This is a genomic window from Paracoccus sp. (in: a-proteobacteria) (assembly GCF_030538495.1).
Classification (GTDB): Bacteria; Pseudomonadota; Alphaproteobacteria; order Rhodobacterales; family Rhodobacteraceae; genus Paracoccus.
Genome location: NZ_JAUNTW010000002.1, coordinates 127,728 through 143,279, shown reverse-complemented (window position 1 = coordinate 143,279; position 15,552 = coordinate 127,728). Strand labels below are relative to the sequence as shown.

The window sequence follows — 15,552 nt, the reverse complement described above, 5'->3', positions numbered from 1 at the left end:
GGGGTTACTGCGTCGCCGCTTCGTTCCCCGCCGGGGCGAACCGGGTCAGGGTTTCGCTGATTTCGGCGGCGATGCGCGGGGCCTCGGACGCCGAGGCACTGGGCCAGATCAGGACATAGCCGATGGCGCGGTTGTCGCGCACCCAGCCTTCGGCCCGGCTGATATGGTCGTCATTCGCGCCGGTCAGCAGGATATGCCCTTGCGTAATCATGCGTTCAGGCGACGGCACCCAGCCCAGCGCCGTGACCAGACCGGACAGATCCAGCAATTCCTGTTGCCCGCCGGGTTGGCTGAACAGGATCAGCGCCGCCCCCGACCCGTCACGCGGGCCATAGATCGACAGCGCCCGTTCCGCCCGGTCAAATTCCAGAAACTGCATCGGTGCGGTTAGCGACAGGCCGGTGGCGTCGTCGCGCAGTTCGACCAGCTCCATCCCCGCGCGCCAATCGTCGCGGCGTTCGATCAACAGGCGCATCGCGGTGCCGGGATCCAGCGATTCGCGCTCGGCGGCGATTTCGGCGCGAATGGCGGCCTGCGTTCCCGGACCATCCAGCCCGTCGATCACACCGTCGTAATAACCCGCCCAACGCAACGCGCGTTGAACGTCGGTCAGCGGCGGCATCGGCTCCGAGGCACCGGGCGCGGGCAGATCAGCGGCATCACCGGCCACCAGAGTGTCGCCCATATCCGCCACATCCGCGATGAATGCGTCCTGCGGCACTGCGCCCGCCTGTTTCAACACCGGCAACCACGCCGCCGCCGTTTCGGGCAGCACGGGGCCAACCGCAATGCCGAACCAGCCATTCGGCAGCGCCCACAACCCGGCACCGGGATAATCGGCCTGCCAACGGGCCAATGCCTCATCCGCCTCGACCCGGTCCTGAAACGCCTCAAGCCGGATATGCGCGGTTTCCGGGGCGGGTTCGGGTTCAACAACGGGTTCAGCCACAGCTTCGACGGTCGTTTCCACAGCATCCGCCGCATCGCCCGCCTGCCCCGCAACCGGCGTCAGCACCGTTCCCGCCGCAGGCACGGCCACAAAACTGTCCGCCGGGATCGCTCGCGCCGATTTCAGTTCCGCAATCCGCGCATCGGCCGCAGCCCGGTCCAGCGGCCCCAGACCAATGCCGGTCCATCCGCCGGGCAACGGAAAGGTCACCACATCGTCAAACCGTTCGGCCCAACCGGCCACGGTGTCGGCAACGCCTGCGCCCCGCTTTGCCTCGATCCGAATGATGGCGTCTTGTGCAAATCCCGCCACTGGCAACACTGTCGCCAAAACCACCATCGCCAATTGCCGCATCTGAAATCCCTTTACCTTGATTGCAGGGGCGTTGTTGACCCCGCCTTATGCCGCGCCTAGAAGACGCGCACGCTTTGCTGATCTATGCAAAAAGGACGGCCCGATGACCAGCCCCAACCGACCCCGCAGCTTTCAGGACATCATCCTGCGCCTGCAATCTTACTGGGCCGAACATGGCTGCGCGATTTTGCAGCCCTATGATATGGAGGTGGGCGCCGGCACGTTCCACCCCGCCACGACTCTGCGCGCTTTGGGCAATAAAGCATGGGCCGCAGCCTATGTCCAACCGTCGCGCCGCCCCACGGATGGGCGTTACGGCGAAAACCCCAACCGGTTGCAGCATTATTATCAATATCAGGTTATCATCAAACCCAGCCCCGCGAATTTGCAGGAATTGTATCTGGGCAGCCTGCGCGCGATTGGTCTGGACCCGATGGCCCATGACGTGCGCTTTGTCGAAGATGACTGGGAATCGCCCACTCTTGGCGCCTGGGGTCTGGGATGGGAAGTGTGGTGCGACGGGATGGAGGTCAGCCAGTTCACCTATTTCCAACAGGTTGGCGGGCATGATTGCCGCCCCGTTTCGGGCGAACTGACCTATGGATTGGAACGGCTGGCCATGTATGTGCTGGGCGTGGAACACGTCATGGATATGCCGTTCAACAGCCCCGATGCGCCGATCCCGCTGACCTATGGCGATGTGTTCCGCCAGACCGAACAGGAATATTCCCGCTGGAATTTCGATCAGGCCGATACCGACATGCTGTTTCAGCATTTTAAGGACGCCGAGGCCGAATGCGCCCGCATCCTTGCCGCTGCGGAAACCGACGATGCCGGGCGGCGTATCCCGATGGCGCATCCGGCCTATGATCAGGCGATCAAGGCCAGCCATCTGTTCAACCTGCTGGACGCGCGCGGCGTGATTTCGGTGACGGAACGTCAGGCCTATATTGGCCGCGTCCGCGCACTGGCCAAGGGCTGCGCCGATCTGTTCCTGACCACATCGGCGGCGGGCGCATGAACCAAGGTCGCATTGCCATTTCCATGCTGGCGCTGTCCGCCGTTCTGGCGGCGATTGCGGTCTGGTATCTGCAAGTTTACGCGTTTTATGACGATGTGGACGAAATCACCGGCACGCAAACGCTGTTCATCACGCAGGCGGATGGCGAACTGGCCCCCCTGCCCGTGCGCGATTTTCGCGGCATTGATAAATCCAGCTCGCCTTTGGGGTATCGGGCCTGCTTTACGGTCGATCACGCCGATCTGGCCGGTCTGCCGGTCTTTGCCGATCCGACGCCGACCATCGGCCCCAGCTGGTTCCGCTGCTTCAACGCGCGCGGCGTGGGCGGCGATCTGGAATCCGGCGCGGCGCAGGGGTTCTTGTCGCAGGCCGACATCCGCCCCGGCGTGGATCGCGTCATCGCCGTTTACCCCGATGGCCGCGCCTTTGCCTGGCATCAACTGAACGAAACCGCCGAAGAAAAGAAAGTCATCGAATAATGCCCGATCTGCTGATTGAACTTTTCTCCGAAGAAATCCCCGCCCGGATGCAGGCCCGCGCGGCGGCTGATCTGAAACGCCTGATCACCGATGGTCTGGTGGAATCCGGCCTGACCTATGCCAGTGCGGGCGCGTTTTCGACGCCGCGCCGCCTGACCCTGACGGTCGAGGGGCTGACCGCCCACAGCCCCACCACCCGCGACGAACGCAAAGGGCCGCGCACCGACGCCCCCGAACAGGCGATTGCCGGGTTTCTGCGCTCGACCGGGCTGACGATTGACCAACTGGAACGCCGCGCCGACAAAAAGGCCGAGGTGTTCTTTGCCGTCCTGACCCGTCCGGGCCGCCCCGCCGCCGACATCGTGGCCGAGGTGCTGGACCGCACCATCCGCAACTTTCCGTGGCCGAAATCCATGCGCTGGGGGTCGGGCAGCCTGCGTTGGGTCCGCCCGCTGCATTCCATCCTGTGCATCCTGAGCGATGAGGCCGGGGCGCAGATCGTGCCGCTGGATGTGGACGGTATCGCGTCGGGCAACACCACGCGCGGCCATCGGTTCATGGCCCCCGATGCGTTCGCCGTGACCGGGTTTGACGATTACGCCGACAAACTGCGCGCCGCCTATGTCATGCTGGACGCGGACGAACGCGCGCAGGCGATCCGCAACGGCGCGGACAATCTGGCTTTTGCGCGCGGCTGGGATATTGTCCCCGATGACGCCCTGCTGGCCGAGGTGGCGGGTCTGGTCGAATGGCCCGTGCCGCTGATGGGCGTCATTCAGGACCGTTTTCTGGACCTGCCCCCCGAGGTGCTGCAAACCTCGATGAAGGAACACCAGAAGTTCTTTTCCGCCCGCAACCCAAAAACCGGTCGGATCGAAGGGTTCGTGACCGTCGCCAATATCGAAACCACTGATGACGGCGCGGCGATTCTGGCGGGCAATCAACGCGTTCTGGCCGCGCGCCTGTCGGATGCGGTGTTTTTCTGGGAAAACGATGTGCGTCAGGCCCGCGGCGGGATGACCAACTGGGCCGATGGGTTGGCATCCGTCACCTTCCACGCGAAACTGGGGTCGCAATCGGACCGCGTGACCCGCATCGCCGCATTGGCCCGCGACATCGCGCCCGCCGTGGGGGCCGACCCGGATCAGGCCGAACAGGCCGCGCGCATCGCAAAACTGGATTTGCGTTCGTCCATGGTCGGCGAATTTCCCGAACTGCAAGGCGTGATGGGCCGGTATTACGCCTTGAACGCCGGCCAAGCTGACGCCGTGGCGGACGCCGCCCGCGACCATTATTCGCCGCTTGGCCCAAGCGACGCCGTGCCAACCGCCCCCGTGTCCGTCGCCGTGGCACTGGCCGATAAAATCGACACGCTGACCGGCTTCTGGGCCATCGACGAAAAACCCACGGGGTCCAAAGACCCCTACGCCCTGCGCCGCGCCGCTTTGGGGGTTATTCGGTTGGTGCTGGGGAATGGTGTGCGGATGCCGCTGCTGCCCATTTTTGCGGCGGGCTATCCCGGCAATGACGGCACCGACCTGCTATCGTTCCTGCATGACCGGCTGAAGGTCCATCTGCGGGACCAAGGCGTTCGCCATGACGTGATCGACGCGGTGCTGGCCCAAGACGGGCGCGATGATCTGACCGCCGTGGTCGCCCGCGCCACTGCGCTGAACGATATGCTGCACACCGCAGACGGGGAAAACCTGCTGCAAGGGCTGAAACGCGCCGCCAACATTCTGGGTCAGGCGGAAAGCGCCGATGGCGTGGAATACAGCTTTGGCGCCGATCCGAAATTCGCGGAAACCGATGAAGAACGCGCCCTGTTCGCAGCTCTGGATACCGCCGAACCGGCGATCCGGCAGGCCATGGCGGACGAAAACTATCCCGCCGCCATGTCCGCGATTGCCGCCCTGCGCGGCCCGATTGACGCGTTCTTCACCGCCGTTCAGGTCAACACCGACAACAGCGTGGTGCGCCGCAACCGGCTGAACCTGCTGCACCGCATCCGAGCCGCAGGCCGCGACATCGCCGATTTCTCTCGGATCGAGGGATAAGACAAAAGCCGGGGCCAAAACCCCGGCTTTTTCATGCGGCACGCCGCGTTTCTTCTGTGCAGAAACACCCTGCTGGGGTGAGACGGATCAGGCAAAAGTCCAGTGGACCTTTGCCCCGTCGAACGCCTGCCCACCAGTGGGCAGGCTGGGGGGATGCAAAATCCCCCGGCGCGACGGATTAAACCGCGCGCTCCACCATCATATGTTTGATCGACGCAATCGCCTTGGCCGGATTCAGACCTTTGGGGCAGGTGTTGGTGCAGTTCATGATCGTGTGGCAGCGATACAGTTTGAACGGATCTTCCAGATCGTCCAGACGTTCGCCGGTCGCCTCATCGCGGCTGTCGATGATCCAGCGATAAGCGTGCAGCAGCGCCGCCGGTCCCAGATAACGGTCGCCATTCCACCAATAAGACGGGCAGGACGTCGAACAGGACGCGCAGAGGATACACTCATACAGGCCGTCCAGATGCTTGCGATCCTCGATCGACTGACGCCATTCTTTGTTCGGCGTGGGCGATTTGGTGATCAGATAGGGGTTCACGCTGGCGTGCTGAGCGTAAAAATGCGTCAGATCCGGCACCAGATCCTTGACCACGGCCATATGCGGCAGAGGATAGATGTTCACGTCGCCGCTGATTTCATCCATGCCATAGATACAGGCCAGATGGTTGCCGCCGTCGATATTCATTGCGCAGGAACCGCAAATCCCTTCACGGCAGGACCGGCGGAACGACAGCGTGGGGTCGATTTCGTTCTTAATCTTAATCAACGCGTCCAGAACCATCGGACCGCACGTGTCCATATCCACGAAATAGGTATCCAGCCGCGGATTTTCCCCAGTATCGGGATCCCAGCGATAAATTTTGAATTTGCGCAGATTCGTTGCGCCCGCAGGCTTAGGCCAGGTTTTGCCGACGCGAATCTGGCTGTTCTTGGGCAATGTTAACTCAACCATGGGTGCTTCCTTTCAGAACGTGCCTTCGGGCGGCGCATCGGCCGCAAACAAATGTTGGGCGCGGGCGACCAATTCGGCCACCTTATACCGCGCATGAGGGTTCAGCGCCTGCCCATTCAGGCGGCGCAGAAATTCGGTTGACGCGGGCGACAACTGCGCCATCGACGCGCCTTGCAACGCGGGCAGCGCGGCGATGTCAGCCGCCCCTACCCCAACAAGCGCCAGCAATTGCGCACCGGGGCGGGTGGGGTCGGTTTCATCTTCAAGCCGCAGGCGGGTGACGCGATTTGCACCAACAGCCGCCGTCAGACGGCGCAACAGGTCGCCCCATTTCGGCAAATCCACCGTCTCGCGTTCAAAATCGGCGAATGTGCCGGTGTAACCATCGGTCCGCACGGCCTGCGCCCACACGCTGGGCCGCCACTGCGTCAAATTGCGACTGTAAAACACGATCTGCGGATCAAAGCCCGCCGCCGTATCGCACAGAATTTCCGCAATGCGCGGCAGCTTGGGGAACAGACGCGTTTCGCCGCCATTCCCGGGCATCGCCCCCGCCAGATTTTCGTGGCTGATCACAACCGGCAGATCACCACCCGGCAGATCATTCAAAACGTCTGCGATTGCGTCTTGCAACTGTTTTTTCGACGTTTCACCCAGACTGAACCCAATCGCCGCACGGCCCAGCGACCGCATCAGCGGGCCACAACCCGGCGTGCGCAGGATCAGATGATCGGCCAGCCGGTCCGCATTGCCGCCCAAATGCCGCTGAATCGCTGTGCTGCCGGTTTTTTGCACACCGACATGCAGAATGAGGCGGCGGCGTGGGCCTTTCTGCGGGGAATATGCTGCGGAATGCGCCATCACCGATCCTAAAACGGGCAACAGTCAAGTAAAGGCTGCATCAGCGGCTCTAACTGCGGGCGCGGCGCGTTTGTCGCGACCGTGATCAGATCCGCCATTTGCGCATCGGCGCCCAGCATGACCGGCGCGATATCATCGGTCACCCCGCCCGAGGCATAGTAATCGTGGAATTTCCAGCGATCCAGATGGTCGCCCGGCTGGAACCGCACCCAGCCCGCCGGAATGTTCATCGCATGGGACACGATCAGCCCATGCAGCGAGCTGGAGACCACAACCGCGCAATCCGCAATCTGGCGCGCGACGGTTTCAACATCGGTCAGCACGTCGATCACGCAGACATCAGGGTTCGTCGCCCAATGGGCGGAAAGCGCGGCGGCTTCGCGGAAATGGGGGATAATCCCCAATTTGTAACGCGGCTGGGACGGCACCAGCCCCAGCACCTGCGGCACCAAAATGCCCGGATCGCCATAAACCGGCGGGCAGTCATAGCCCAGATCAAGGCAACGGCCACGGGTCAGTGGTCCGCGCACGGCATGGATGACCTTGGGGCGCGCAATCTCCGCATCCCCCGAAATCACGCCCGATCCCCAGACGATCCCACGCCCCGCCTGATGGCCAAAGGACAGAACACTGCCCGCCGTGACATAATAATGCCCCGCCGACGATCCCCGGCTGTTGCAGAAAATCGGGCGGCGTCCGGTGCGCCATTCGTAAATCAGCGGACCGACCCAATCGCCAAAATTGATCTTGTCGCCCCACCACCAATACATCCGGCGGCCCTGCAACAGACCCAGGCGCATCAACGCCCGGACCGGACGCGAGGGCTTAGTATAGCCCTGTGCCGGCGTCAAATGCGATCGTTCCGCGGCGGCGTTCATGAACGTCTCCACCCGGGATAATCGGTCAAAGGCCGGTTCGGCATCTGACCGGATCGGCGCATCACGCAGCGGTCATAGACCTCGGCCGGGTCGCGTCCGGCGATGTAATCGCTGGACATTTCGACCTTGAACCCACCGGCAACGCGCGGGCCGCCGCTGCCGGTGGAAATGCCCATATGCACCTGACTGCGCGGCGCAACGGCCAGTTCGGCGTTGCGCAGGCAGGCACGTTCGGCCTGCTCGACCGGGATGGGGCCGCAGGCAGTGACCAGCACCGCCAGCGGCATCACCGCGATCAGGGCAAGCCCACGCATCATCAGGCCGTCCGCGCCGCAGCGGCGATGCACTGCGCCGTGGCCGGACGCGACACGATGGTCGCAACGCTGGCCCCAACACCCGACGCGCCCGCGCGCGACATTTGCGCGATGTCGATCAATTCCGCCGTGGTGGCGTTGTTGATCACGCAATCGGCCCAAGGCTGCGTATTCGCGCCCGGCATCCGGCTTTGCATTTCGCGGTTAATGACCGTGCGGGCCAGTTCGCGCGATGCGGCATCCAGAACCGTCGCAGGCATGGGCGCCGTGACCACAGGGGCCGCAGGCGTGACGACCGGAGTCGTCGGCATCGGCGCGACACAGCCCGCCAGCAGCAGCGCAACCGCGCCAAAACCCGCGTAAAGTTTAACAGCCATCAGTACACCCTCTTTTTCGGAGCAATTTTCATCGGGTCGATCCCGCCATCATCCTGCGCCGTCAGCGGCTCAAGATGGACGGGGCGATAGGCCAGTTTAACCTTGTCGCCATCAACCCATGCAAGAGAGTGTTTGCGCCAGTTGGCGTCGTCGCGGTCGGGATAATCCTCATGCGCATGGGCGCCGCGGCTTTCCTTGCGCGCCTCGGCGGCGACGATGGTGGCCAAAGCGTTCGGCATCAGGTTGGTCAGTTCCAGCGTTTCCATCAGGTCGGTGTTCCAGATCAAGCCGCGATCCGACACCTTGAGATCGGCCACCTTGGCGGCGATCTTTTCCATCTTTTCAACACCTTCGGCCAGCGTTTTGTCGGTGCGGAACACCGCGGCATCGGCCTGCATCGTGCGCTGCATTTCGTCGCGCAGCTGCGCGGTCGTGGTGCCGCCATTGGCGTGGCGCAGCGCGTCAAAGCGGGCCAGAGCGCGATCCACCTGTTCCTGATTGGTCGCGGGAACGGGGGCTTCACGGTCGATCACTTCTCCGGCACGGATGGCGGCGGCGCGGCCGAACACCACCAGGTCGATCAGGCTGTTCGACCCCAGACGGTTCGCGCCATGGACCGAGGCACAGCCCGCCTCACCCACAGCCATCAGGCCGGGGAACACAGCGTCGGGCTGTTCGGCGGTCGGGTTCAGCACCTCACCCCAATAGTTCGTGGGGATGCCGCCCATGTTGTAATGCACGGTCGGCAGGATCGGGATCGGGGCCTTGGTCACGTCAACGCCCGCGAAAATCTTGGCCGATTCGCTGATGCCCGGCAGGCGTTCCGCCAAAGCCTCGGGCGGCAGGTGCATCAGGTTCAGGAACATATGATCCTTTTGCGGACCCACGCCACGACCTTCGCGGATTTCGATGGTGATGCAGCGCGATACCACGTCACGCGACGCCAGATCCTTATAGGTCGGGGCATAGCGTTCCATGAACCGCTCACCCTCGGAGTTGGTCAGGTAACCACCTTCACCACGCGCGCCTTCGGTGATCAGACAGCCCGAGCCGTAAATCCCCGTCGGGTGGAATTGCACGAATTCCATATCTTGCAGCGGCAGGCCCGCGCGCGCCACCATCCCGCCGCCGTCGCCAGTGCAGGTATGGGCCGAGGTCGCGCTGAAATAGGCGCGGCCATAACCGCCGGTCGCCAGCACCACCATTTTGGCATTAAAGACGTGGATCGTGCCGTCATCCAGTTTCCAGCAGACAACGCCGGTGCATTTGCCATCGGTCACGATCAGATCAAGCGCGAAATATTCGATGAAAAACTCGGCGTTGTTTTTCAGCGACTGACCATAGAGCGTATGCAGAATCGCGTGGCCGGTGCGGTCGGCGGCGGCGCAGGTGCGCTGCACCGGGGGGCCTTCGCCAAATTCGGTCGTGTGGCCGCCGAACGGACGCTGATAGATTTTACCTTCTTCGGTCCGGCTGAACGGCACACCGTAATGTTCCAGTTCGTAAACGGCCTTGGGTGCTTCGCGCGCCAGATATTCCATGGCGTCGGTGTCGCCCAGCCAGTCGGACCCCTTAACCGTGTCATACATATGCCACTGCCAGTTGTCCGGCCCCATATTCGACAGAGACGCGGCGATCCCGCCCTGCGCCGCAACCGTGTGCGAACGGGTCGGGAAAACCTTGGTCACGCAGGCCGTGCGCAGGCCCTGTTCGGCCATGCCCAGCGTCGCGCGCAGGCCCGCACCACCGGCGCCCACGACGACGACATCATAATCATGCGTATGAATTTGATAATCAGCCATATCGTCCTCAGAGCGTGGGGGTAATCAGGGCCATTTTGGCCAGTGCAAAGATGGCGGCGGCGATGACGCCCCAGCCCAGAACCTGCGACGCGATGATCGCGCCTTTATGCGCGCCGCCGCGCAGGTAATCGTCGATCATGTTGCGGGTGCCTTGCATGAAATGCAGCATCCCGACCACGATAAACAGCCCGGTGATCACACCGGCAAAGGGGCGGCCAAAATGCATCGCGACCTGTTCGCGCGGCAGCCCGATGGCGCCACCGACGACCGCCAGAAACAGCGGTGTCAGGATGATCAGCGCATAGGCGCTGACCGTCAGTTGCCAGTGGCGCATGGTGCCGGAACGGGCGGAACCCAGACCAGTCGCGGCCTTGCGGGGGGTGATATAGCGCATCCGTTTAACCCCTTATCGGATAAAGAAAATCAGCAGGGTCAGCAGCGTCAGCGCCACCGAACCGATAATCATTGCCCAGGATGATTTGTTCGATTCATCGATCGTCATCCCCATACCGGCGTCATAAAACAAGTGGCGAATACCGCCCAGCGCGTGGAACCACAGCGCCCAGACCGACGGAACAAAGATCAGGAAGCCCAGAAACGACCGCACGACCCAATCCGCGCGGGCAAAGGATTGCGCGCCCGTCACGGCGGCGGTCAGCCACCACACCAGCAGCAGCACCCCGGCAACCAACGCATGTCCGGTAATACGCACCAGAATCGAGGTGATTGCGGTAATCGGCAGGCGATAAACCTGAAGATGGGGGGAAAGCGGCCGGTTCCCCCGGTTCAGATCGGCCATGATGCGGCCCTCCTTCAAAATCGGTTAGGCAAGACCGGGGCGCAGGCAAAATGCTGGCCGCGCGGGCTGGCGATTGGTCAGTTCTTTGCCCTGTTTTCTGGCATCTGTCAGCCAGATTTACCAGAGGATAGGACGAATTTTAATCGTTTTCCGAATTTGCGATCACAGAAATTGTGCATGTGATCACAAAAAACAGCCCGCCGCATTTGCGCGGCAGGCCGTTGTTATCGCAAACTCTTAAACCGGAATCAGCGCCCAATAATCCAGATCCAGCAGCACATCAGGGGCATATTTTCCGTCATCCCCCCGCAGGGTGAAATCCGCGCTGTTGCCCTTGGTCGCGACCAGACGCAGGCGGATCGCGCCGACGCCGGGCGCATCGGTTTCGGCGCGGTCCAGCACCTCGGACCAGGCGCGCACAGTGTCCCCGGCAAAGCACGGATTCGCATGGGCGCCTCCGTTCAGCGCCACGATCATCTGCGCATTGGCCAGCCCGTTGAAGGACAGCGCCCGCGCCATGCTGATGACATGCCCGCCATAAATCAAGCGTCGGCCATCGTCGCGATGGGTGGTGTCAAAATGCACCTTGGCGGTGTTTTGCCACAGTCGCGTGGCCAGCATATGTTCCGATTCCTCGATCGTGATACCGTCCACATGGTCGATCTTTTCGCCGATCTGATAATCGCCCCAGCGGTGCTTTTCCCCTGCCAGTTCAAAATCATAATCGGCAAAGTTCAACCCATCTGGAACCACCAGATCCGCCGCTGCAACGGCATCGGGCAGGTCCGGCACAACCGTTTCCGGGGCGGGCGCATCCAGATCGCGTTTGCGCACCATGACCCAGCGGACATAATCCAGAACAACTTCGTCCATCTGGTTCAGGCCGCGCGTGCGGACGTAAACGACGCCGGATGTGCCGTTGCTGTTCTGCTTCAGCCCGATCACGGTTGATTCCGACCGCAGCGTGTCCCCCGGCCAAACCGGACGCAGCCAGCGACCTTGTGCATAGCCCAGATTGGCAACGGCGTTCAGGCTGACATCCGGCACGGTCTTGCCGAACACGACGTGAAAGGCGATCAGATCGTCCATCGGGCTGCCATCCAGCCCGCAATCCGCCGCAAACTCATCGGACGAATAAATCGCATGACGCGCGGGATAGAGCGCGTGATACAGTGCGCGTTCGCCCTCGGCCACGGTGCGGGGGACGGCGTGGCGGATCACCTGCCCGATCTGATAATCTTCGAAAAAGCGGCCCGGATTGGTTTTGGTCATTGCTCACCCAGCTTCATATCGGGATGATATTCGGCATCCACGGTTTTCGTGACGGGCTGCGCCATGCGCATGACGCCTTTGACCGGATCAAAGGCCATGGCCGGGCTGCCATGCAGCGCCCAGCCTTTGGACAGGGCTTCGCTGACCCGGTGGCAGAATCGGGCGGTGTCGTCTTCGGTGATGCAGCGATAGAGGGTGGTCATATCAGGCTCCGAACGGGTTGGGGCCCAGCCAGATGTGAATCATGGCGATCACGCCATACACGATCACGGTTCCGGCCAAGGCCATGATTTCTTTGCGCATCGGCGCGGGCGGCGGCGGGGTCCATGCGGTCGCGCGGTTGATCACCGCCATCTGCACCGGCACCCAGGCCAGCAAGCCGCCAAACAGGATGAACGACGGCATGTCACCATTCGGGATCAGATGCGCAAAGGCCCACATCCCAAAGCCAACCAGCATCGGATGACGCAGGCGGCGCGCGGCGGCGGTTTTCATCCCCGAGGCCGCGAACAGATAAACCGACAGCAACATCAACAGGTTATTGATGCCCTTGGCCGCACCGGACGGACCCCAGAAAAACGCGCCATGCGCGGTCCGGTATCCAATCACCATCAGGACAATCGACACAAACAGCGCGGCGGCGACCGCCCCGCGTCCGGCATCGCCCATCGCCGCGCGGCGCGTGGGCGCAAGCCGTTTGAACAGATGCGCGCCCCACCACAACGCCACGCCAAGGATCAGTAACAGCATCTGGCACCTTTCTTTGCTGGATGGCCGCAGCCTAGCACAGCGTCACGCAGTTTCAACCAAAGGGCCACGGCCCCAGCCAGCCATGAATATGCCCACCGATGATCAGCGCGGCGACGGCTCCGAGGACGGCGGCGACTTCGCGCCACGCAGGCACGGGACCGGTTGGGCGGGTCCATGGCGCGCGGCTCATCGCGGCGATCTGGACGAAGGCCCAGACCAGCAGCCCGCCAAACAGCACCAGCGACGGCAAATCACCATTCACCAACACATGCGCGACCGCCCAGAGGACAAAGCCCCACATCATCGGGTGGCGGACATGCTGCGCCAGACGGGTTTTCAGCGCACCTGCAAGAACCGCGCAAAAAGCCAGCAGAACCAGCAGGTTGTTGACGCCAGTTAAGGCGGGTGTGCGCCCCCACCAGAACGGCCCATCCGCCTGTTGATAGCCCAGCGTCAGCAGCACCATCGACAGCAGACCACCCGCAACCGTCACCGGCAACCCTGCCCGCCCCATCCGCGCGCGCAAATCCGGGGCCAGCCGCTTGAACAGATGCGACGCCCACCACAGCGCCATCCCGACCAAAAGCAGCGTCATATCAGGCCATTGCCTCAATCGCCGCCGCACGGTCCAGCGTTTTGCGCGCGGTTTCGACATGCAGGTTCTCGACGATTTTTCCGTCCACCACGGCGACGGCCTGACCCTCGGCAATCGCCGCGTCAAAGGCTGCGATCTGGCGACGGGCCAAGTCGATTTCCGCATCCGTCGGCGCGAATGCCGCATTAGCAATCGCCAATTGCGCAGGGTGAATCAGGGTCTTGCCGTCGAAACCCATATCGCGGCCCTGATCACATTCGGCGCGCAAACCGTCATCGTCTTTGAACGCGTTGAACACGCCATCAACGATGACCTTGCCATGCGCGCGCGCGGCCAGCAGGCACAGCCCCAGCCCCGCCATCATCGGCAAACGGTCGGCGCGGAACCGGCTGTTCAGTTCCTTGGCCAGATCATTCGTTCCCATGACCATACCTTGCAGGCGCGGATGCGCGGCGATTTCCGCGGCGTTCAGCATCCCCAGCGGGGTCTCCATCATCGCCCACAGCGGCAGATCGCCGGTCAGTTCGGCCACGCGGTCCAGATCGGCGGCGCGGTCCACCTTGGGGATCAGCACCGCGTCAACGCCGGTCATCGCCGCCGCCGCGCGGGCATCATCCGCCCCCCATTCGGTCGCCAGCCCGTTGATGCGCACAATCCGCGCGCGCGCGCCGTAATCATGGCGCAGCGCCGCCGCCAAAGCGTCACGCGCGGCGGGTTTTTCATCGGGTGCCACGGCGTCCTCAAGATCAAAGATGATGGCATCCGCGGCCAGCGTCTGCGCCTTTTCCATCGCGCGGGCATTGGCGGCGGGGATATACAGAACCGAACGATATGGGCGGGTCATGGGAACCTCTGGGCGTAAGAATGTTGCGTGACGGTGGCCCAATGCGCCACGATTGGCAAGCAAAAATGCTGCACTGCGGCAGATCGGCACAGTTTGTTTCAAATTGTTAGGGCAATCACTGCGCGTCACCCCCCGCAAAGCCTTGCGATTTCGTGCCTGTCACACTAACCACAACGCAAGAATCCAACTTTTCACTGGAGGTTATCCATGGCCCGTCCCAAAATTGCCCTGATCGGCGCCGGTCAAATCGGCGGCACGCTGGCCCATCTGGCCGCGATGAAAGAACTGGGCGATGTCGTCCTGTTCGACATTTCCGAAGGCACCCCGCAGGGTAAGGCCCTGGACATCGCCGAATCCGGCCCGTCCGAAGGGTTCGACGCCGTGATGAAAGGCACCAACGACTATGCCGACATCGCCGGCGCAGATGTGTGCATCGTCACCGCAGGCGTGCCGCGCAAACCGGGCATGTCGCGCGACGACCTGCTGGGCATCAACCTGAAGGTCATGAAATCGGTCGGTGAAGGCATCGCGAAACACGCCCCCGACGCATTTGTGATCTGCATCACCAACCCGCTGGACGCGATGGTCTGGGCGCTGCGCGAATTTTCGGGCCTGCCGCATAACAAAGTCGTCGGCATGGCTGGCGTGCTGGATTCGGCGCGCTTCCGTCACTTCCTGTCGCTGGAATTCGGCGTGTCGATGCGCGACGTGACCGCATTTGTTCTGGGTGGCCATGGCGACACCATGGTTCCGCTGACCCGTTATTCGACCGTTGGCGGCATCCCGCTGCCCGATCTGGTCAAAATGGGCTGGACCACGCAGGACAAACTGGACGCCATCGTTCAGCGCACCCGCGACGGCGGCGCTGAAATCGTTGGCCTGCTGAAAACCGGCAGCGCGTTCTATGCCCCGGCGACGAGCGCGATTGAAATGGCCGAAAGCTATCTGAAAGATCAGAAACGCGTCCTGCCCTGCGCGGCCTATGTGGATGGCGCGTTTGGGCTGAACGGTCTCTATGTCGGCGTTCCGACCGTGATCGGCGCGAACGGCATCGAAAAAGTGATCGACATTGACCTGAACGCCGACGAACAGGCGATGTTCGACAAATCGGTCGATGCGGTCAAAGGTCTGGTTGACGCCTGCAAAGGCATCGACAGCTCGCTGGCGTAATCCGCCGCAGTCACAAAAAACAAAAGGCACCCCGCGGGGTGCCTTTTTTCATGCGCAGATGGATGGCGCCCC

General features: G+C 62.6%; 18 protein-coding genes. 4 read left to right on the top strand and 14 right to left on the bottom strand.

Translation table 11 applies throughout. The annotated features are described in order from the left end of the window. Positions 1-4 precede the first annotated feature (4 nt). On the bottom strand, positions 5-1,303 hold the full coding sequence (locus Q4G20_RS02300; RefSeq protein WP_303341706.1) for a peptidoglycan-binding protein: 1,299 nt from the start codon (positions 1,301-1,303) through the stop codon (positions 5-7). 103 nt (positions 1,304-1,406) lie between these two features. On the opposite strand from Q4G20_RS02300, the gene Q4G20_RS02295 reads away from it, so the two are divergent. Genes Q4G20_RS02295 through glyS form a run of 3 tightly spaced genes read left to right on the top strand, consistent with a single transcriptional unit; the run spans position 1,407 to position 4,860 of the window. Further along, positions 1,407-2,324, top strand: coding sequence for a glycine--tRNA ligase subunit alpha (locus Q4G20_RS02295; protein WP_303341704.1), 918 nt, complete (start codon positions 1,407-1,409; stop codon positions 2,322-2,324). Continuing rightward, the gene (locus tag Q4G20_RS02290; protein ID WP_303341703.1) at positions 2,321-2,803 is read left to right on the top strand and encodes a DUF6446 family protein; all 483 of its coding nucleotides are present in this window, start codon (positions 2,321-2,323) and stop codon (positions 2,801-2,803) included. Before Q4G20_RS02295 ends, Q4G20_RS02290 begins: the two co-directional genes overlap by 4 nt. Further along, complete coding sequence (glyS, locus tag Q4G20_RS02285; RefSeq protein WP_303341701.1) at positions 2,803-4,860, top strand: glycine--tRNA ligase subunit beta; 2,058 nt, start codon at positions 2,803-2,805, stop codon at positions 4,858-4,860. The genes Q4G20_RS02290 and glyS overlap by 1 nt, the downstream gene beginning before the upstream one ends. 178 nt (positions 4,861-5,038) lie before the next feature. Here the strand turns inward: glyS and Q4G20_RS02280 are convergent, their stop codons facing one another. From Q4G20_RS02280 to Q4G20_RS02220, 13 genes are all read right to left on the bottom strand, one after another. Continuing rightward, complete coding sequence (locus Q4G20_RS02280; protein ID WP_303341699.1) at positions 5,039-5,818, bottom strand: succinate dehydrogenase iron-sulfur subunit; 780 nt, start codon at positions 5,816-5,818, stop codon at positions 5,039-5,041. Positions 5,819-5,830: 12 nt separating this feature from the next. Beyond that, on the bottom strand, positions 5,831-6,679 hold the full coding sequence (locus Q4G20_RS02275) for a hypothetical protein (RefSeq protein ID WP_303341698.1): 849 nt from the start codon (positions 6,677-6,679) through the stop codon (positions 5,831-5,833). Positions 6,680-6,687: 8 nt separating this feature from the next. Continuing rightward, positions 6,688-7,557 (bottom strand): polysaccharide pyruvyl transferase family protein, encoded by an 870-nt coding sequence (locus tag Q4G20_RS02270; protein ID WP_303341696.1) that lies wholly within the window; start codon positions 7,555-7,557, stop codon positions 6,688-6,690. Further along, positions 7,554-7,874 (bottom strand): hypothetical protein, encoded by a 321-nt coding sequence (locus Q4G20_RS02265; RefSeq protein ID WP_303341694.1) that lies wholly within the window; start codon positions 7,872-7,874, stop codon positions 7,554-7,556. The genes Q4G20_RS02270 and Q4G20_RS02265 overlap by 4 nt, the downstream gene beginning before the upstream one ends. Beyond that, positions 7,874-8,248, bottom strand: a complete 375-nt coding sequence (locus Q4G20_RS02260) for a hypothetical protein (protein ID WP_303341692.1) — start codon at positions 8,246-8,248, stop codon at positions 7,874-7,876. The genes Q4G20_RS02265 and Q4G20_RS02260 overlap by 1 nt, the downstream gene beginning before the upstream one ends. After that, positions 8,248-10,050 carry a succinate dehydrogenase flavoprotein subunit gene (gene sdhA / locus Q4G20_RS02255; RefSeq protein WP_303341690.1) on the bottom strand — a complete coding sequence of 601 codons (1,803 nt, stop codon included), beginning with the start codon at positions 10,048-10,050 and terminating at the stop codon, positions 8,248-8,250. Before sdhA ends, Q4G20_RS02260 begins: the two co-directional genes overlap by 1 nt. Before the next feature lie 7 nt (positions 10,051-10,057). Beyond that, entirely contained in the window at positions 10,058-10,444 is a 387-nt protein-coding gene (locus Q4G20_RS02250) for a succinate dehydrogenase, hydrophobic membrane anchor protein (protein WP_303341689.1), read from the bottom strand. A 12-nt stretch (positions 10,445-10,456) separates the two neighbouring features. Then, entirely contained in the window at positions 10,457-10,849 is a 393-nt protein-coding gene (sdhC, locus tag Q4G20_RS02245) for a succinate dehydrogenase, cytochrome b556 subunit (RefSeq protein WP_303341688.1), read from the bottom strand. Positions 10,850-11,086: 237 nt separating this feature from the next. Next, complete coding sequence (locus Q4G20_RS02240; RefSeq protein ID WP_303341687.1) at positions 11,087-12,121, bottom strand: MaoC family dehydratase; 1,035 nt, start codon at positions 12,119-12,121, stop codon at positions 11,087-11,089. Continuing rightward, positions 12,118-12,324 (bottom strand): DUF1737 domain-containing protein, encoded by a 207-nt coding sequence (locus Q4G20_RS02235; RefSeq protein ID WP_303341686.1) that lies wholly within the window; start codon positions 12,322-12,324, stop codon positions 12,118-12,120. Before Q4G20_RS02235 ends, Q4G20_RS02240 begins: the two co-directional genes overlap by 4 nt. A 1-nt stretch (position 12,325) precedes the next feature. Next, complete coding sequence (locus Q4G20_RS02230; protein ID WP_303341684.1) at positions 12,326-12,871, bottom strand: NnrU family protein; 546 nt, start codon at positions 12,869-12,871, stop codon at positions 12,326-12,328. A gap of 52 nt (positions 12,872-12,923) precedes the next feature. Further along, on the bottom strand, positions 12,924-13,466 hold the full coding sequence (locus Q4G20_RS02225; RefSeq protein ID WP_303341682.1) for an NnrU family protein: 543 nt from the start codon (positions 13,464-13,466) through the stop codon (positions 12,924-12,926). A 1-nt stretch (position 13,467) separates the two neighbouring features. Continuing rightward, positions 13,468-14,310 (bottom strand): CoA ester lyase, encoded by an 843-nt coding sequence (locus Q4G20_RS02220; protein WP_303341680.1) that lies wholly within the window; start codon positions 14,308-14,310, stop codon positions 13,468-13,470. A 207-nt stretch (positions 14,311-14,517) separates the two neighbouring features. Between Q4G20_RS02220 and mdh the strand changes: the two genes are divergently transcribed. Further along, a complete protein-coding gene (gene mdh / locus Q4G20_RS02215; protein ID WP_303341678.1) occupies positions 14,518-15,480 on the top strand; it encodes a malate dehydrogenase in 963 nt (320 codons plus the stop codon). Positions 15,481-15,552: the final 72 nt, after the last annotated feature.